The organism is Muriventricola aceti, assembly GCF_025567565.1.
GTDB lineage: Bacteria > Bacillota > Clostridia > Oscillospirales > Oscillospiraceae > Lawsonibacter > Lawsonibacter aceti.
Genome location: NZ_JAOQKF010000002.1, coordinates 287,064 through 304,851, shown reverse-complemented (window position 1 = coordinate 304,851; position 17,788 = coordinate 287,064). Strand labels below are relative to the sequence as shown.

The 17,788-nt window shown below is 53.4% G+C and carries 16 protein-coding genes; 4 read left to right on the top strand and 12 right to left on the bottom strand.

Going from position 1 to position 17,788, the window contains the following annotated elements; all coding sequences use genetic code 11:
* Positions 1-235: 235 nt before the first annotated feature.
* The 12 genes from OCV64_RS03510 to OCV64_RS03460 form a co-directional block, all read right to left on the bottom strand.
* Positions 236-937, bottom strand: coding sequence for a response regulator (locus OCV64_RS03510; RefSeq protein WP_147570868.1), 702 nt, complete (start codon positions 935-937; stop codon positions 236-238).
* Complete coding sequence (locus tag OCV64_RS03505; RefSeq protein ID WP_262669344.1) at positions 930-3,575, bottom strand: sensor histidine kinase; 2,646 nt, start codon at positions 3,573-3,575, stop codon at positions 930-932. Before OCV64_RS03505 ends, OCV64_RS03510 begins: the two co-directional genes overlap by 8 nt.
* Before the next feature lie 34 nt (positions 3,576-3,609).
* Positions 3,610-4,095 (bottom strand): LysR substrate-binding domain-containing protein, encoded by a 486-nt coding sequence (locus OCV64_RS03500; protein ID WP_147570866.1) that lies wholly within the window; start codon positions 4,093-4,095, stop codon positions 3,610-3,612.
* A 33-nt stretch (positions 4,096-4,128) separates the two neighbouring features.
* The gene (locus tag OCV64_RS03495; RefSeq protein WP_147570865.1) at positions 4,129-4,779 is read right to left on the bottom strand and encodes a potassium channel family protein; all 651 of its coding nucleotides are present in this window, start codon (positions 4,777-4,779) and stop codon (positions 4,129-4,131) included.
* Positions 4,780-4,805: 26 nt separating this feature from the next.
* Positions 4,806-6,140 carry a TrkH family potassium uptake protein gene (locus tag OCV64_RS03490; RefSeq protein ID WP_262669343.1) on the bottom strand — a complete coding sequence of 445 codons (1,335 nt, stop codon included), beginning with the start codon at positions 6,138-6,140 and terminating at the stop codon, positions 4,806-4,808.
* 123 nt (positions 6,141-6,263) lie between these two features.
* The gene (locus OCV64_RS03485) at positions 6,264-6,461 is read right to left on the bottom strand and encodes a hypothetical protein (RefSeq protein ID WP_243200987.1); all 198 of its coding nucleotides are present in this window, start codon (positions 6,459-6,461) and stop codon (positions 6,264-6,266) included.
* Between the two features lie 157 nt (positions 6,462-6,618).
* Positions 6,619-7,500 (bottom strand): hypothetical protein, encoded by an 882-nt coding sequence (locus OCV64_RS03480; RefSeq protein WP_262669342.1) that lies wholly within the window; start codon positions 7,498-7,500, stop codon positions 6,619-6,621.
* A gap of 29 nt (positions 7,501-7,529) precedes the next feature.
* A complete protein-coding gene (gene kdpC / locus OCV64_RS03475; RefSeq protein WP_186852818.1) occupies positions 7,530-8,213 on the bottom strand; it encodes a K(+)-transporting ATPase subunit C in 684 nt (227 codons plus the stop codon).
* A 15-nt stretch (positions 8,214-8,228) separates the two neighbouring features.
* The gene (gene kdpB / locus OCV64_RS03470) at positions 8,229-10,289 is read right to left on the bottom strand and encodes a potassium-transporting ATPase subunit KdpB (protein ID WP_147570861.1); all 2,061 of its coding nucleotides are present in this window, start codon (positions 10,287-10,289) and stop codon (positions 8,229-8,231) included.
* Positions 10,290-10,304: 15 nt separating this feature from the next.
* A complete protein-coding gene (locus OCV64_RS03465; RefSeq protein ID WP_186852817.1) occupies positions 10,305-12,128 on the bottom strand; it encodes a potassium-transporting ATPase subunit KdpA in 1,824 nt (607 codons plus the stop codon).
* A gap of 36 nt (positions 12,129-12,164) precedes the next feature.
* The gene (kdpF, locus tag OCV64_RS16140; protein ID WP_081692053.1) at positions 12,165-12,242 is read right to left on the bottom strand and encodes a K(+)-transporting ATPase subunit F; all 78 of its coding nucleotides are present in this window, start codon (positions 12,240-12,242) and stop codon (positions 12,165-12,167) included.
* 281 nt (positions 12,243-12,523) lie between these two features.
* Complete coding sequence (locus OCV64_RS03460; protein ID WP_240286938.1) at positions 12,524-14,473, bottom strand: DUF4118 domain-containing protein; 1,950 nt, start codon at positions 14,471-14,473, stop codon at positions 12,524-12,526.
* Positions 14,474-14,968: 495 nt separating this feature from the next.
* On the opposite strand from OCV64_RS03460, the gene OCV64_RS03455 reads away from it, so the two are divergent.
* From OCV64_RS03455 to OCV64_RS03440, 4 genes are all read left to right on the top strand, one after another.
* The gene (locus OCV64_RS03455; protein WP_147570859.1) at positions 14,969-15,169 is read left to right on the top strand and encodes an alpha/beta-type small acid-soluble spore protein; all 201 of its coding nucleotides are present in this window, start codon (positions 14,969-14,971) and stop codon (positions 15,167-15,169) included.
* 340 nt (positions 15,170-15,509) lie between these two features.
* Positions 15,510-16,412 carry a transporter substrate-binding domain-containing protein gene (locus OCV64_RS03450; protein WP_262669341.1) on the top strand — a complete coding sequence of 301 codons (903 nt, stop codon included), beginning with the start codon at positions 15,510-15,512 and terminating at the stop codon, positions 16,410-16,412.
* A 93-nt stretch (positions 16,413-16,505) separates the two neighbouring features.
* Positions 16,506-17,147, top strand: coding sequence for an amino acid ABC transporter permease (locus OCV64_RS03445; RefSeq protein WP_147570857.1), 642 nt, complete (start codon positions 16,506-16,508; stop codon positions 17,145-17,147).
* A 12-nt stretch (positions 17,148-17,159) separates the two neighbouring features.
* Positions 17,160-17,788: amino acid ABC transporter ATP-binding protein (locus OCV64_RS03440; protein ID WP_262669340.1), on the top strand; the 629-nt coding region annotated here is incomplete at its 3' end.

Below are 17,788 nucleotides of genomic sequence, written 5' to 3'. Positions count from 1 at the left end.
CCAACATCCTGTGTGAAACTCGAACTGTTTAGGAACCTGTGAAAAGTAAATATTTATATCGGCGGATTGACTCAAAAAAGCGCATTGTATGCAAGGCATACAATGCGCTTCGTTTACCTATAAAGTAAACTTTTCTGCATCTTTACATCTGTTTCTGGATAGTAAACATGAAGGCCGCGAGGAATGAAAAGTATAAAACACTTTGCTGTACAGCCATTCTTGCTTCCGCTCAAAACTATTCTACTTTCAGCATACGGTACCCTACCCCAATGTGAGTTTGGATATATTGAGGAGAGCCCGGTTCTTTTTCTAACTTCTTGCGCAAAGTCGCCATAAATACGCGCAGAGAAGCCACATCATTTTCCCAGCTTCGTCCCCAAATCTGTTGGGTAATAAAGGTGTGAGTCAGCACTTTGCCCAGATTTTTGCAAAGCAGGCATAACAGCTTGTACTCACTGGGCGTCAAGTGCAGTTCCTGGCCATCCAGAAAGGCACAGCCGGCAGCATAGTCCACCTTCAACTTCCCATTGGTGAAAACAGCGCCAGAAGTCAGCATGCCGGTCTGCAAAGTGGCCAAGCGCCGCTGAGTCACACGCAGACGGGCCAGCAGCTCCTCAACGGAGAACGGTTTGGTCAAATAATCGTCCGCGCCGGCGTCCAGTGCGCCAATCTTGTCTGTATCTTCACTTCGGGCACTGAGGACAATAATGGGCAGATTCGACCAAGAGCGGATGCGGCGGATCACTTCGACGCCGTCCATATCCGGCAGCCCCAAGTCCAGCAGGACAATCTCCGGGTTATGGGAACTGGCCTCCAAGACTGCGGATTCTCCGTTCGCCGCGGTCAGGAAACGATAATCATGGGCCCGCAGCGTTGTGGTAATCAAGTTTCGGACTGCCACATCGTCCTCAACTACTAAAATCAATGGTTTATTCATGCAGATCTACCTCCCTGGCTGGTATAGAAAATGTAAACATAGCCCCATGAGGTAACTGATCCGAAACTGTGATCTCACCGCCATGGGCGTTAACAATTGACTTGCACAGTGCCAAGCCTAACCCCATACTGCGGCGGCTGTCCACAATTTGGTTGGATGCACTGTAAAACATATCAAAAATATGAGGTTTCGCTTCGTCGGAGATTCCCGGTCCATTGTCGGCCACAGTGATCAGGACATATTTCCCCTGCCGTTTCCAGCTGATATCAATGTCTGAACCGGGCGGTGTGTATTTGATGGCGTTATCCACCAGATTAATCACGACCTGGACAATCAGGCGGGCATCCATCTGAGCCAACAAGTAGTCGTCACCCTGCGTGTGCAGATGGTAGTCCACACTTTTACGGTTGATGTGCCGCAGGGCCTCAGACACCACATCATCTACCAGCTCGGTGGAAATATGCAGGTTCATCCTGCCCCCATCCAGCCGGCTGACAGATAACAGATTTTCCACTAAATTAATCAGCCATATTGAGTCGTCATAGATATCTGTATACATCTGCTGTCTGGTCTTAGCATCAAACATATCTCCGTTGGAGAGAAGATTGCTGGCGTTCCCAGAAATGGAGGTGAGCGGAGTACGCAGGTCATGGGAGATGGAGCGCAGCAAATTGGCCCTGAGCTGTTCGTTTTTAGCCAAGACCGCGGCGGCCTCCTTTTCCTCCAGATGCCGCTGATTTTCCATTGCCAGGGCGCACTCCTCCAATACAGAGAGGAGGATGCTGTTTTCGGAGGTCTCCAACCCCTTGCCCGCTGCCGCAACCCCCACGACTCCATATATATGCTCACCGGCCCGTACCGACAGGTAAGTGCATCGAGCATCGGAAAAAGTTTCTGTACCAGCACCGGCCCGCTTGTTATTGGTCAAGACCCACTGGGCCACCTGTTTTTCCTGGTCCGTGGTGTACTGCGCTTTGAGGCCAGACTCCTCTGCCAAAAGAATCTCCGGCTCCTGGAGCTTCTCATCCTTTACACAGTAGACGACGATATCCCGCTGCAAAATCTTCAGCAGCTGATCCGCAATGATAGAAAGAATCTCCGTTTGGCTTCCCGCTTTTTGCAAATCTTGGCTGGTTTCAAGCAAAATCTTTGTCCGCCAAGCCATCTGCGCAGAGTGCTTGGCCAGGGATTTGAGCTTGGCAGCCAGGGAGCTAGTAAGAAACGAAACCACAAACATCACGACAAACGTGACCGGATAGTCGTTGCTGTGTACATTTAGGGAAAACCTTGGCTCCGTGAAAAAAAAGTTGAAGGCCAACACACCCGCGATCGAGTTAATGAGACTGTATACGGAGTTTTTGGTAAATACCGAGGTCAGCATAACTCCCAAAATATAGACTGTAATAATGTTAGTTTCATTCAGTCCCAGGCAGTGAAACAGGAACCCGATGATGGTGGCCAGCGCCAAAATCAGTATGCTTTTCGCCAAATCGATTAGAGAAACTGAGGGAGTATGCAGAACCTCCCGATAGCGGGAAGTGAATCTGTTTGATCTTCTGTTATCCGGGATGATGTGGATGTCAAAATCCGGAGCAAGTTCGATCAACTGTTCTGTGAGCGACGCTTTTCGAAAAATGTACCGATGTGGTATCATATCGCGGCCCAATACAATCTTTGTAATGCCGGACAGTCTAGAATACTCCGCAATCTGGTAGGCAATATCATCACCGTATACTGTTTCAATGGATGCTCCCAGCTTCTGCGCCAGTTTCAGATTATCGCGCAGACGCTCCCGATCCGACTGCGGCATCCACTGAAACTTGCTGGTTTCTACGAACAGGGCAGTAAAGCCGCACCGGAATGCGCCCGCCATACGGGCCGCGGTGCGGATGACCTGCGCATTGGATGGCGCAGAAGAGAGGCACACCAGAATGTGCTCCTGCATACGGTATAGCGCCTGACTTTGGGCGGGCTGGGTCGAGGCATAGAGGGCCGAACGGTCTGCACACCGGCGCAGTCCAAGCTCCCGGAGAGCGTTCAGTTGGGATAAGGTGCAGCCGGCTGATGGTATTCGGGCGCCGCACCCCTGTTTCAAACGATTCTGCAGCTGCTCCGGTTCCATATCTATGAATTCCACATGCGCCGCCTGGTCAAATACGCAGTCTGGAATCCGCTCACTCTCCGGTGCCCCAAAGATTTCAAAAACCGTTTCCTGGATACTCTCGATATGCTGAATATCCACGGTGGTGTAGACATCGATGCCGGCTTTCAACAACTCTTCAATGTCCCGATAGCGGTTCTTGTGGCGGGAGCCTTCGGCATTCACATGGGATAGATCATCAATCAGAAGAATCTGTGGTCTTCGCTTCAGACAAGCATCCAGGTCGATCTCATAGATTACGTCATCGCCCGCTGTAACTGCCCGCTGGGGCATAGACTCAAATGGCTCCGCCATAGCCTGTGTCTGGGGCCACTGGCTGCAGGAGAGCAACCCGATAACCACATCACCGCCCGCCCGATGGACTTGTGTTGCGGCCTCCAGCATTCGAAAGGTCTTCCCAGTGCCTGAGAAGTAGCTTGCAAAAATCGTCAGAGCGCCTCGGCCCTTTTCTATCCTCACTGCAGTTTGTTGCTCCATACAATCACCTCCAACGGCCTTATTATAACACATTTCAGTCACTTCTTCCGCAAAGCCGCTGGACAAGTTTTTGAATGGGAATGGGAGATTGGATGTCTTTCCAAAGAAGCTTTTGCCGCTGATTTTCCGTATCTGCGGGCATCAGTGTCATGCCATCGACGGAAAGCGGCTGGGGGCAGCATATAAAGCAGGCACTGTGGGTCTGGCCGCTGTCTTCCGCTTCAGCGGAAACTACTGCTATGTCGGTAACTCCGGACTCAAGATCTCTCATAATTTCCCATTCTTTCCCCATGTACATCTTGATTTCTATATCCGGATACTGCCCCTGCAGTTCCTTTAGGGCTCTTGCAACCGGCGCCAAAGCACAGGGATTTGATATGGCAATCTTTAAAGAACAGGAGTCCCCCTTCGCTTGTGTGGAAGGCTGGACGCTGTTCAGAAAACAGTCCAGCTTTCCTGCCAGGAAATAGCCAAACAGTACAAGCGCCAGAAATCCGCCAAATAAAACCACACCTTCCATCACAAATTCATCCTTTCCCGCAAGGAAGCTGTCCTATATATGGAAACACTTTTGAATATCCTTGTGCGTACCCAAAATCAGCATGGTGCAGTTTGCCGGCAGACACGTTTCTGGGGTTATGACCGTCATGGAGAACTTTCCATTTTGCTTAATCGCCATGATGCTCACATGATACCGCTTACGTACGTCCAACTGTCCGATCGTTTTCCCGACCCAGCTCTTGGGGACGCCGATTTCAAACATAGCGTGGTTATCACCTAAGTCGATATAATCCGATATATTGTCTGAGCTATACCGAATTGCGGTCTGAATCGCCATTTGTTTTTCGGGGTAGACCACGTCATCCGCCCCATTGCGAAGCAGAAATTTGGCCTGAATGTCGCGTGTAGCCCGAGCCACTACCTTTACTGCCCCTAATTCTTTCAGAAGGGATGTGGTCTCCAAAGAACTCTGAAAGTTATCCCCAATGGCCACGATGCACACATCAAAGTTACACACCCCAAGGGACGCAAGAAATTCCTCATTGGTGCTGTCCCCAATCTGGGCGTTGGTCACATAGGGCAGTATCGCGTTTACCCGATCTTCATTTTGATCCACTACCATCACTTGATGGTTCAACTCATGCAGCTTGATTGCGATATGTCGGCCGAAACGGCCCAAACCAATCAGCAGAATTGTTTTCATTGTTTCGTCCTCTTTTATTTACAGATTCATCCTACTGTGATGTGCTCCTGCGGGAGCCTGGCGCTGGAGTGTTGTGTATTGGACAGGGTAGCAAAAATCAGCGTGAGCCCGCCTACCCGCCCGAAAAACATCAATACAATCAAAATCAGGTGGGAAGCGGTCTGCAGCTGCGGGGTCAGCCCCAGAGAAAGGCCTACTGTTCCGATAGCGGAAGCCGTTTCGAACAGGCAGTCCAGAATGGGCTGCTCCTCTAGCCGGCTGATGATCAACCCGCCCGCCAGGGGCAGCGTAAGATACATCATGAAAATCGTCGCTGCCTGAGATACAATTTCCCTGGCAATTCTGCGGTTAAAGAAGTGAGGAAACTCACTGCGTCGAAAAACTGCCATGGCATTGGCCAGCAGAACGGCTAAGGTAGTGATTTTCATGCCGCCGGCGGTGGAACCGGGGGAGCCGCCAACAAGCATAAGAACTGTTATAATGGACTGGCCGCTTTCACTCATCGCATTCAAATCCGCCGTATTAAATCCGGCAGTCCGGGGCGTAACCGCTTGAAAGAAAGATAGAAGCAGCCGTTCTTTCAGAGGGGCCTGTGCAAACTCAAAGAAGTAAAAGTAGATGCTGGGAATTAAGATCAGTCCACAAGTGACAGTCAAAATCACCTTGCTTTGCATTCGGTATCGAGAAATATGTAGATGGTTTGTCCTGATATCGTCCCAGGTTAAGAAGCCAATACCCCCGATAATAATGAGCAACGGGATAGTCAGGGAAATCACTGGATTGTCCGAGTAATCCGTTAAGGAAGAAAAGGGGGCTTTAATGCCCATCAAATCAAATCCAGCGTTGCAGAAGGCAGAAATGGAATGGAACAGAGCATACCAAACCCCCTTTACCAGACCAAACTCCCTCCAGAACGTAGGAAGCATCACAGCCGCCCCTACCATCTCCGCCACCAGGGCTGTTTTGAGGATGAACCCCGTCAGACGCACGACTCCACCCACTTTAGGCGCCGCAATAGCTTCCTGCATGGTGCTCCGCTGTATAAGCCCGATCTTGCGGCCAGAGAGGATGGAGAACGCGCCCGCCACGGTCACAACTCCTAATCCGCCGATTTGAATCAACAAAATGATGATAAACTGCCCAAACTCTGACCAGTAGGTCGCCGTATCATGGATCACCAGTCCTGTCACACAGACAGCGGAGGTCGCAGTGAACAGGGAGTCCAAGAACGAAGTGGTGGTACCAGACTGAGTCGAGATGGGAAGCATTAGCATTAGGCTTCCAAGCAGGATTACGAGGGAGAATCCTATGATAATAATTTGAAACGGCGATGTGTTATTTTTATGGAAAATTTGCCACATAAGCCTTAACCCTCTTAATATGCCTTTATATCTTCTTAAGCAATATTATCCACACTTAGTCTTAATGAAGCGTTAGCATATCTGCCTTGGCATTAAAGGAATATTAAGGCCATCGCCATTGTGTTACATCACTCCAAAAATCCATGCCATCGGTAGGACGATACCAATTGTACAAATAAATACCGCAGCCAATATAAAAAGAGGCATCCCAATAAAAACCGTCAGAAAGCCCAGCAATTTGTGTTGGAGCATAAACTGTTCCAAAGACGCATCAAACCAAGCATTAAAATGGTGCAGACGTTTTTTCATTGCGGACATCATAGCAATCCCTCCTTGCAGGCCCTATCATAATCCCGTGGAGTTAAAAGTGGGGAAAAGAAACCTTTTGTGGTATTAAGGGTACAATAAGAGGTCGGCGGCCAGCCGAATGAATTCAGACTGGCCGCCGGCTATATCAACGAGAGCGGAAGGGAGCCGCTCAACGCCTGAGGGGGAAGAGCACCTTCATCAATACCTGTGCTGCGGAATTACCGTGGTCTATGCCAAAGTAGAGCTTCTTTCCCTGCCGATCCAGCAGTACAAACTGCCCATCCCGGCACAGGAATCGAATACCAAGCTCCTCGAGAACGCGATAGAGCGCGAGATGCCACTCAATCCAGTTTGGAATATCGCCCTGAAGCAAAGCATTGCGGAGCCATTCAAATTCAGGCTGCGGCAGCCCCTTCTCCAAAAATGTGCGCCACAATTGACATTTCTGCTGGGCCGTCAAAGCGGACAGATACACGCCGGTCCGGCTCTGATCCTCCGCCTCCTGCAAGATTACATAACAAAAGGAAAGTGTGTGATCGATCCGGCACAGCTTCTGCTGCTCCAAGAAGTCGGCGTACTTCCACTCCAGCGCCACAGCCTCCATATCATATTCCGCCGCGTTCAGCAGCCGGGACATACACTCCGCTGTCTGAGGCTCCGGGAACTGAATACAAAGATACAGGTCCCGGAGCTCATTGTACCAGAGGCCAGAGATACTGTGCTGCCGGACAACAGCCGATTTGCCATCGTTGGGAAAGGACAGCCCGACCAGTTCATCCTGGCTGCCCAGGCCAAAGGCCTGGACCGGCCACACCCGCTGGATCTCATAGATCAACGGGCCGAAGGTCTCCGCAAATTCCTGAACCGGGAGATCCAGCAGCTCATAACCGAATTGCAGTTGGCTGCCATCTGTTTGAGTCCTGCTGGACTGCCCGAACCAGTTTTTCAGGGACCGAATCAGGCAAATTACCAGCATGGCTGGACTCTCGTCGGTGGCCATGGTCTGCGGTGCAAATCGGCGTTCAGCCATTTTTTCAAAGTGAACTTCCATACCAGTCTATCCTCTCTGAAGAAAGGCGCTCAGTGGTTGACCTCGCTCACCAGGCCCATGGCCAGGGCAATGTCCAGGTTGACGCCCAACACATTGACAGTCTCCTCGCCGAATACGCCCAGTGTTTTGTCCTGCGTATTGTCGGCGATTATCTGACGGACCTGCTCATCGCTGAGGCCAGAGGCCTCTACAATGCGGGGGACCTGAACATCGGCAGAGGCGGGAGAGATGTGGGGATCCAGGCCGGAGCCGGAGGCGGTCATCAGATCAGTGGGGATGTCCTCGCGGCTGACACCAGGGTTTTTCTCCAGAAAGGCCGCAATGTCGGCCTCCACACGCTCGGCAAGGGCGGGGTTGGAGGGGGCGTAGTTGTTGGAGCCGGAGCTCAGGCCGGCAAACGCGGAGCCGTCGTTGTAATACTGCTCTACCTGGCCGTCGCCGTCGGTATCCTCCTCATAGTAGGTGTTGTAGTGATAGGCGGAGGGGCGGCTCCACATGAAGTAGTCCTCAGTGAACTCCTGCCCCACATTCTTGGCGCCTACTGCCACGCCGTCCGCCATTACCAGAGTGCCCTGGGCCTGGCTGGGGAAAATCAAGGCGGACAGGCCGCTGAGAAGCACCGGGAACACCAGGCCGCACAGTACCAGCAGCGCCACCGTAACCAGGAAGGCCTGACGGATATTGTGGCCCATACCATATTTTGTCTCGTTCATAGTTCAGGTCCCTCCTTAGATTCCAAAGCCAATCATAGTCAGCAGCGGAGCGATAATCATATCGATGACCTTAATGCCGATAAAGGGGGCAATCACACCGCCCACGCCGTAGATCATCATGTTCCGGCCCAGCATTCTTCCAGAGGACATGGGGCGGTACTTGACGCCCTTCATGGCCAGGGGGATCAGGCAGGGGATGATGATGGCGTTAAAGATCAGGGCGGAGAGAATGGCGCTGTAGTTGCTGGCCAGCCCCATGATGTTCAGCACGTTCAGCTCGGGGATAGCCAACTGGAACATGGCGGGGATGATAGCGAAGTACTTTGCGATGTCGTTGGCGATGGAGAAGGTGGTCAGAGAGCCGCGGGTAATCAGCAGCTGCTTGCCGATCTCCACCACCTCCAGGATCTTGGTGGGGTCGCTGTCCAGGTCCACCATGTTGGCCGCCTCCTTGGCGGCGGTGGTGCCGGAGTTCATGGCCAGACCCACATTAGCCTGGGCCAGAGCGGGGGCGTCGTTGGTGCCGTCACCAGTCATGGCTACGATCTTGCCTTCAGCCTGTTCCTTTTTGATCAGGGCGATCTTGTCCTCCGGCTTGCACTCTGCGACAAAGCCGTCCACGCCGGCCTCCTTGGCGATGGTAGCTGCCGTCAGGGGGTTGTCGCCGGTACACATGATCGTCTTGATGCCGATGGCGCGCAGCCGCTGGAATCGCTCCACCATGCCGGGCTTTACTGTATCCTTCAGATAGATGACACCCAAGATTTTATTGTTTTCACACACCACAAGGGGGGTGCCGCCCAGGGAGGAGACCTCCTCCACATGGGTGTGCAGGTCAGCAGGAATCCTGCCGCCGTTTTCCTTTACATACTGCTCGATGGCGTCGCTGGCGCCCTTGCGGATCTTAGTGCCGTCGGGCAGATCCACGCCGCTCATGCGGGTCTGGGCAGTGAATTCGATGAATACAGAGCCTGTGGTCTCCTCACTGCTGTCACCCAGCCGGCGGGCCAGCTCCAGCGTGGACTTGCCCTCGGGGGTCTCGTCGTGGAGGCTGGTGAGGGCGGCGCAGCGGATCAGGTCGCTGCGGTTGGCCCCCTCCACCGGGAAGAAGTCGGCCGCCAGACGGTTGCCGAAGGTGATGGTGCCGGTCTTATCCAGAATCATGGTGTCCACGTCGCCGCAGGCCTCTACCGCCTTACCGCTCATAGCGATAACGTTAAAGCGGGTGACCCGGTCCATACCCGCAATGCCGATGGCGGACAGCAGGCCGCCAATCGTGGTGGGGATCAGGCATACCAGCAGGGCAATCAGGGTGGAAACAGGGATCTGCACACCGCTGTACACAGCGAAGGGGTACATGGTCACCACCACAATCAGGAAAATGATGGTCAGAGATACCAGCAGGGTGTTCAGCGCAATCTCATTGGGGGTCTTTTTGCGGGAGGCACCCTCTACCAGAGCGATCATCCGGTCCAAAAAGCTGTTTCCCGGCTCAGATGTAATGCGGATTTTCAGCCAGTCGGACACCACGGTAGTGCCGCCGGTGACTGAGCAGAAGTCGCCGCCACTCTCCCGGACCACAGGGGCAGACTCGCCGGTGATGGCGGACTCATCCACCGAGGCGATACCCTCGATGACCTCGCCGTCACCGGGGATGACTTCGCCAGCCACCACCATGACCACGTCGCCCTTCTTCAGCTCGCTGGAACGGACGATGCTCTCGTTGCCGTCCTCATGGAGCAGGTGAGCCTCGGTGTCCTTCTGCGTCTTTTTCAGACTGGCCGCCTGGGCCTTGCCGCGGCCCTCGGCCACGGCTTCGGCGAAGTTGGCAAACAGAACGGTGATAAAGAGAATGACGCACACAATGATATCATAAATCCGTAGGGAGGCCGCGTCCACATCCCCGAACAGGCCGGGGAAGAAGGAGAGCAGCAGGGTAATGAAGAAGCCAATCTCCACCACGAACATAACGGGGTTTTTCATCATATAGCGGGGATTGAGCTTGACAAACGCGCCCTTCACCGCCCCCCGGAGAATCTCCGGGGTGATAAATTTCTTGTTTTGTTTCTTACTCATATGGAAACGCCCTCCTTAGGCCCACAGGGTCAGATGCTCTGCGATGGGGCCAAGTGCCAGCGCGGGGAAGAAGGTCAGCGCTGCGAAGATATAGACTACGAACACCAGGATCACAGCGAAGGACAGAGTATCCGTACGCAGGGTCCCGACGGTCTCGTTGACGAACCGCTTGCGCATCAGGGAGCCGGCGATGGCCAGCTGAATGACGATGGAGAGATACCGGCCGAAGAACATGGCCAAGCCTGCGGTGATGTTCCAGAAGTAGGTGTTGTCTGCCAGGCCCTCAAAGCCGGAACCGTTGTTGGCCGCGGAAGAGGAATATTCATACAGCACCTGGCTCAGGCCGTGGAAGCCTGGGTTGGTGATCCCCTCCAGACCTCCGGAGGTGGAAACCGCCAGGGCGGAGAAGAACAGGATCAGGAAGGGATGGATGATAATGCACAGCGCGGTGAGTTTCATCTCCCGGCCCTCGATCTTCTTACCCAGGTACTCGGGCGTGCGGCCGATCATCAGCCCACAGATGAACACCGCCAAGATGGCGTACATAATCATATTCATCAGTCCAACACCCTTGCCGCCAAAGACCACGTTGAGCATCATGTGCAGCAGGGGGATCATGCCGCCCAGGGGGGTCAAGGTATCGTGCATGTTGTTGACGGTGCCTGTGGTAAACGAGGTGGTAGTTGTGGTGAACATGGCGGACTGCGCGATGCCGAAGCGCACTTCCTTGCCCTCCATGCTGCCCATGGACTGGCTCAGGCCAATCTTGGCCAGCGCCGGGTTGCCCTGAAGCTCGGCCCAATAGCAGACGCTCAGACCAACCAGGAAGATGATGCCCATAGCCAGGAAGATCGTGCGGCCCTCCCAGCCGTAGATGGCAGCGGTCAGGCTGTGGTCGTTCAGGCGGGGACCATGAGATGTGCCAGCGGAAGATGTGGTAGACAACTGACCGCCAGAAGCGCCGCCCTTAGGCGAATTCTTATCATCGTCGTCCTTGTCATCTTTCTTCCTGCGGCCGCGGACCATCTTGCCGAAGGTGATGACGCAGGCGCCGGGGAAGAGCATCATGGAGTACAGCTCAATCAGGTCGGAAATAATGGTGGGGTTCTCCAATGGAGTGGAGGAGTTGGCACCCAGGAAGCCGCCGCCGTTGGTGCCCAGGTGCTTGATGATCTCAAGGGCGGCGATGGGCCCCATGGCGATGGTTTGGAAGGTGCCCTCCAGAGTATTCAACACGACGTTGGAATCAAAGTTCTGGGGCACGCCCTGCCACACCAGCAACAGGCCGCCCACAATGGAGAACGGCAACAGCAGACGGGTGGTGATGCGGGTCAGGTCGGCAAAAAAGTTGCCCACATCATCTTTGGTCTTGCCGGTCAGCCCGCGGATAAACGCGATGCAAGCGGCGTAGCCGCTGGCGGCAGAGACGAACATCATAAAGATGATGACCAGCATCTGGCTTAAGTAACTCAGTCCGGACTCGCCGGAGTAATGCTGTAGATTCGTGTTGGTCATGAAGCTGATGATGGTGTTGAACGCCAGAGTCGGCTCCATGTTGCCAATGTTGTTGGGGTTGAAGATCCCGACGCTCTGAATACGCAGGATCAGGTAGCCGATGGCCACCATGACCGCGTTGGTCCCCACCAGGGCCAAGGCGTACTGTTTCCAGTTCATGCCCTGATGGGGATTTACGCCGCCAATTTTGTAAATAACGCCGTCCAGACGGTCAAAGACCGGATCGGCCAAGGTGTGGTTCCATGTGGCGATATGATACATATACCGTCCAACCGGAATGACAATAATCAGAAAAATGATAATTGTCAACGCCAGCTGCAACATATCGTATTCCTCCTATTTTCTGCGGTATTAGGCATCTCAGAAGCGCTCCGGGTGCACCAGCGCGTAAACGAGATAGGCGCCCAGCAGCAGAACGATAATTCCAAGTGCAATCACAGTTTTGCTCTCCTTTCCGTGAGATTTAGGATTCCGGGTTATCCAACTGCTTTTGGCACCAGCGGATCAAGAGCCATACCAGACCGAAACTGACCGCCAGAGTCCCTATCATGAAAATGTCCATCATTCAATCATTTCTCCTTTCTCTTCTGGCTGACAGCTAGTGTTTGTCAGCCTCAAATTACCTCCATAGGATACTGCAATCCATAAAAAGCGAGGATTAAGGATTCCACGTTCGTATTAACAGAAAATAAAAATTGGCTGCACTGTCCTCTAAGAAATTACTCCTGTGAGCGGTCCATTCCCCAGGTCTGCTCCGATTCCACGCGGATACGCTCCTGACTGAGTCCGCACTCGCCAAGGATAGCGATCATCAGGTTTTTCTCAAAGGCATCCGGCACAGGATAACCGGAAATGGGGATACCCACGATTCCCATGGGCCCACGGGTACCACGCACGGACAGAAACAGCCATTTGGAGTCAGGCAGCGTGTTGGTGGTAGCTCCGGCGTGCTTGTTGTTCTTCTGTACCCACTTGGCCACACCGATATCTTCCGTACTCAGCCCTGCTACCAGTGCCTGTTCGTCCGCTGGCTCGATCCGAAAACTCAGTTCCGTCTCTGGGCTGCTCAAAGCATAAAGAACGGGTCTATCAAACAGCCGGCTGAGTTGTTCCGCTGTTAGGCGCAGGCAATCCCATTCCGTGCGGACAGTCTGCAGCTTTTGGCTGCTCTCCAGCAACAACTCCGTGTAATAGCTTTTCTCCGCCGCCATACTGGCCTGCGTTTTCACCCGGCTGGCCAGAGAGCTGGCAATAATGCTGGAGGTAAGCATGATCAGGAAGGTCACAGGATAGCTGGGGTCGGTGGCCTGAAAGGAGAAGCGTGGCTCTGTAAAGAAAAAATTGAAGGCTGCGACACTGATAAGAGAACTAGCCGCGCCGTACAGGTGCCCGTTGGTGGAGACTGCAGTCAGCAGCACGCCGAGAATGTAGACGGTAATGATATTGGACTCGCTGAAGCCGGCCTGGTAAAATCCGAAGCCAAGCGCCGTAGCAAGAAGCAAGCAAAGCAGAGTAGTCCCCAAGTCCCGAATGGAGAATCGTTCCTTTGACCGCCGGACCTTCTGCATCGGCCTTTTATAGATCGGCTGCCTGTCAGGGATGATATAGACATCCAGGTCTGTCTGCTCAATCAGGCGGTCGGCCAGGCTCTTTTTCCGCAAGATGGGGTTCTGTTTGTGGTTCATTCGGCCCATGACGATCTTCGTCACTCCGCTGACCCGGGCATATTCCGCGATCTGTTCCGCCGGATCGGTACCGTAAACAGTGGCGATCTGAGCGCCTAGCTGCTCCGCCAGGCGCAGGTTGCTCCGCAGGCGTTTAATATTTTCCCCAGACAGCTCCTTGGTCTCCGGCGTCTGGACAAACAGTGCCGTAAACCCGCTGTGGAATGCCTCTGACATCCGAGCGGCGGCTCGGATCACCTTTGCGTTTGACGGGGCGGAGGACAGGCAGATCAGGATATGTTCGCCCGCCTTGGCGCTTTTCTCTTTCCCTTTGCTCACCGCGGAGCGGTTGAGCTGGTCTGCGGTCCGGCGCATGGCAATCTCCCGCAGGGCAGCCAGATTTTCCGTAGTAAAGAAATTCTGCAATGCCCGCTTTGCCTGCTGTGCACGGTAGATCTTCCCCTCTCTCAGACGTTTCTCTAGGTCGGAGGGTTCGATGTCCACCAGTTCCACCTGGCTGGCCCGGTCAAATACATAGTCGGGGATTCGCTCATTCACCACAACGCCTGTGATGGAGGAAACCAAGTCATTTAAGGACTCCAGATGCTGGACATTCACGGTAGTGTAGACGTTAATGCCCGCCTGGAGGAGTTCTTCCACATCCTGATACCGCTTCATATGGCGACATCCTGGGACATTGCTGTGCGCCAGTTCGTCCACCAGGATGAGCTGTGGGTGACGGTCAAGCGCTCCAATCAGGTCGAACTCCCGCAGCTTGATCCCACGGTAGTCCGTCTCCATAGTGGGAAGGACCTCCAGCCCATCCAGCAGCGCCAGAGTCTCCGGTCTGGCATGGGGCTCTACATAGCCCACCACCACGTCAATGCCCTCCCGTTTAGCATGGTGAGCCGCCTCCAGCATGGCATAGGTCTTGCCCACCCCGGCGGCATAGCCGAAAAATATTTTTAATTGACCGGAAGCTACCAGGTTCCCTCCATCATGCAAAGGATTGTCCTTCCCTGAAACCATGTGAACTTCACTTCCCCTCCGATTTATTCTGGAAATCATTTTCTATTTTGCTATCCTATCATGCCAGACATTATTGCGTTATTAAGGAGTGTATATCTGATATTAAGATGGGCTTAGGATATAGCCAATTAAGAGTATTTTGGCGGAAAGAGCTAGGCAAAAAATAAAAATGGATTGTCTCTCCGAAGTTTGTGTGCTCCAGTTGGATTGTATAGAGGCAATATTTTGTGGTTGGCGTTTTATCCTTCAAGAGAAATAGGAAAGTATCGCGCGCAGCTATTTGTCAGTTGTGCGGTGTACGCTAAAAGAGAAATTTGCTTATTTAAGCAATCATAAGAGGAAAGGATATTTCAGGAAAATTGCCTGGATAAGGAAAGATGATACAGGTATAGTTGATCCGGCTGGGGAAATGATATGCGTGGATGTTCCATCCAAACCAAAACAGTCAAACAGTAAAAGGAGAGAGGAATCATGTCTAGTAACAACAGCAATAAAATTATGGTGCCTAATGCCCGTGAAGCGATGAACAAGTTTAAGATGGAAGCTGCCAACGAGGTGGGCGTCAACCTGAAGCAGGGTTACAATGGCGACCTGACCAGCAAGCAGGCTGGCTCCGTGGGCGGCCAGATGGTCAAGAAGATGATCGAGTCCTACGAGAACGGCATGAAGTAATCTGGTCCACATTGGGACAGATTATGAGCGCCTTTTGAGTGAGGCAGATCAGGGGCCGGGCGGTTTATCTCTCGGAGGAGCACTGTCAGTTGGACATGAGGATGAACGACCTCATTCCCGTGACAGTTTTCCTCCAACAAAGGGGATGGCCGTCCGGCCCCCTTATCTTGTGGAAGGTGATATTTTTTCCGGAAAGAGGAAGGAGAGCGTTTGGCAAAAAAGAAAATCAAAAAAATTTTTCATTTTCCTCTTTACAATATCGCATTAGCGTGCTAAAATGCGAAAGTGTCACAGGGAGTGATCCCTGGGGTTTGCTGAAAGAATTGGAGGATACATAACTATGAAAAAGACTCTTTCTCTTGTTTTGGCCTTGGCCATGTGCCTGTCTCTGGCCGCCTGCGGCAATAACGGCACTCAGGACCAGTCCAGCCAGTCCGGCTCCAATGCCTCTGCCTCGGATGGCAGCTCTGGAAGCCAGCAGGGGGACAACAGCTCTGTGGACGCGGCGGACTCCGACTGGGCTAAGATCGAGAGCAACGGTACGATGAAGATCGGCATTACCTATTTTGAACCCATGAATTATTTTGACGACAATGGCGAGCTGACTGGCTTTGAGACTGAGTTTGCCACCGCCGTCTGCGAGAAGCTGGGTGTCACCCCTGAGTTTGTGGAGATCAACTGGGACAGCAAGATCATGGAGCTCCAGGCCCAGACCATCGACTGTATCTGGAACGGCATGACCATTACCCCTGAGCTGCAGGAGGCTCTGACCATCTCTGATCCCTACATCAAGAACTACCAGGTGGTGGTGATCCGCTCCGACAACGCCGATGTCTATACGTCCACCGCCGACCTGGTGGGTAAGACGGTGGAGGCCGAGGCCGGCTCTGCCGGTGAGGCCGCCATCATTGGCGAGGGTGCAGACGAAAGTCTAAAGCAGGCTGAGTACATCTCCGCTGCCAAGCAGACCGACACCCTTCTGGAAGTCAAGACCGGCGCCGCCGACGCCGCCGTACTGGACTTTGTACTGGCCGGCGCTATGGTGGGCCAGGGGGACTACTCCGATTTGATGATTATCCCCAATCTGCAGCTGTCCGTGGAGGAGTACGGCGTCGGCTTCCGCAAAGACTCCGACGCGGCTGAGAAGGTCAATGAGGCCATGCAGGCGCTCATTGAGGACGGCACTTTGAATACCCTGGCTGAGAAATATGACTTGGCTGAACTGCTGCTGGCCAATCAGTAAAAAGAAAAGACACGGCGACCAGACCGCAAGGCAGGGGGGAGCGATCCCTCCTGCCCTGTGCTGTGTTTGATGGGAAGGCAAAGGAGAGAGAACATGAGTTTTCAGACTGTGAACGTCATGCTGGGGAAGAGCTTTTTGCTCAACTGCCAGATATTCTTCGTGACACTGTTGCTGGCGCTGCCGCTAGGGCTGATCGTGTCCTTTGGGTCCATCAGTCGCTGGAAGCCGTTGAGCGGGGTCTCCCGGCTGTATGTCTATCTGATGCGCTCCACCCCACTGATGCTCCAGCTGGCCATTGTATATTATTTGCCCGGTTTTTTGAATCCTGGACATATGCTTCCCAGGATGACGGCTGCTTGTCTGGCCTTTGTGCTTAATTACGCGGCCTATTTCTCAGAAATTTTCCGGGGCGGTATCCAGGGCGTACCCAGAGGGCAGCAGGAGGCTGGACAGGTGCTGGGCATGACAAAGGGCCAGATTTTTTACCACGTCACGCTCCTCCAGGTCATCAAGCGCATCGTCCCGCCCATGGGAAATGAGATCATCACCCTGATCAAAGACACCTCTCTGGCTAACTTTATCATGGTAAAAGAGGTCATCGCCATGGCGAAGGAGTTTGGAAACAAGGCTATGATCTGGCCATTGTTCTATGCCGGTGTGTTTTTCCTGGTGTTCAATGGACTGGTCACATTTCTGTTGAGCCGGACAGAGAAAAAGCTGGATTACTTCAGATGAGGAGGCGCTGAAATGGCTGTTTTACAGGTCAAGAATATCGAAAAGCACTTTGGGGCCACCCGTGTGCTGGAGGACATCAGCTTCGAACTGGAGCAGGGCCAGGCCCTAGCCATCATCGGCTCCTCCGGCAGCGGAAAGACCACGCTGCTACGCTGCCTAAATTTTTTGGAAACCCCGGATCAGGGACAGATCCTGGTCCAGGATAAGGTCCTTTTTGACGCCGCTGACCCCTCTACCCAGAGGGAGAGCGAGATCCGCAAGAAAAGGCTCCACTTTGGGATGGTTTTCCAGTCATTTAACCTCTTTCCCCAATACACCGCGCTGGAAAATGTGACCCTAGCCAGCCAGCTTCTGGCCAGGGAACGTCCCGATTTTAAGGAGAAAAAAAAGGAGATCTACGCCCAGATTGAGAAAGATGGCCGGGAACTGTTGGGCAGGATGGGGTTAGCCGACCGGGCTGGCCATTATCCCCACCAGCTCTCCGGCGGCCAGCAGCAACGGGTGGCCATCGCCCGGGCGCTGGCTCTCAAGCCGGATATTCTCTGCTTTGACGAGCCTACCTCTGCCTTGGACCCGGAGCTCACCGGCGAGGTGTTGAAGGTTATCCGCTCCCTGGCGGAGCAAAAGACCACCATGATCAT

What these genes read in the sequence shown, in the direction of transcription:
- OCV64_RS03450 (WP_262669341.1), top strand. Translation starts at nt 15,510, where the DNA reads ATGAAAAAGACTCTTTCTCTTGTTTTGGCCTTGGCCATGTGCCTGTCT.
- OCV64_RS03505 (WP_262669344.1), bottom strand. Translation starts at nt 3,575, where the DNA reads ATGGAGCAACAAACTGCAGTGAGGATAGAAAAGGGCCGAGGCGCTCTG.
- OCV64_RS03445 (WP_147570857.1), top strand. Translation starts at nt 16,506, where the DNA reads ATGAGTTTTCAGACTGTGAACGTCATGCTGGGGAAGAGCTTTTTGCTC.
- OCV64_RS03465 (WP_186852817.1), bottom strand. Translation starts at nt 12,128, where the DNA reads ATGTTGCAGCTGGCGTTGACAATTATCATTTTTCTGATTATTGTCATT.
- kdpB (WP_147570861.1), bottom strand. Translation starts at nt 10,289, where the DNA reads ATGAGTAAGAAACAAAACAAGAAATTTATCACCCCGGAGATTCTCCGG.
- kdpC (WP_186852818.1), bottom strand. Translation starts at nt 8,213, where the DNA reads ATGAACGAGACAAAATATGGTATGGGCCACAATATCCGTCAGGCCTTC.
- OCV64_RS03495 (WP_147570865.1), bottom strand. Translation starts at nt 4,779, where the DNA reads ATGAAAACAATTCTGCTGATTGGTTTGGGCCGTTTCGGCCGACATATC.
- OCV64_RS03480 (WP_262669342.1), bottom strand. Translation starts at nt 7,500, where the DNA reads ATGGAAGTTCACTTTGAAAAAATGGCTGAACGCCGATTTGCACCGCAG.
- OCV64_RS03485 (WP_243200987.1), bottom strand. Translation starts at nt 6,461, where the DNA reads ATGATGTCCGCAATGAAAAAACGTCTGCACCATTTTAATGCTTGGTTT.
- OCV64_RS03455 (WP_147570859.1), top strand. Translation starts at nt 14,969, where the DNA reads ATGTCTAGTAACAACAGCAATAAAATTATGGTGCCTAATGCCCGTGAA.
- OCV64_RS03500 (WP_147570866.1), bottom strand. Translation starts at nt 4,095, where the DNA reads ATGGAAGGTGTGGTTTTATTTGGCGGATTTCTGGCGCTTGTACTGTTT.
- OCV64_RS03510 (WP_147570868.1), bottom strand. Translation starts at nt 937, where the DNA reads ATGAATAAACCATTGATTTTAGTAGTTGAGGACGATGTGGCAGTCCGA.
- OCV64_RS03490 (WP_262669343.1), bottom strand. Translation starts at nt 6,140, where the DNA reads ATGTGGCAAATTTTCCATAAAAATAACACATCGCCGTTTCAAATTATT.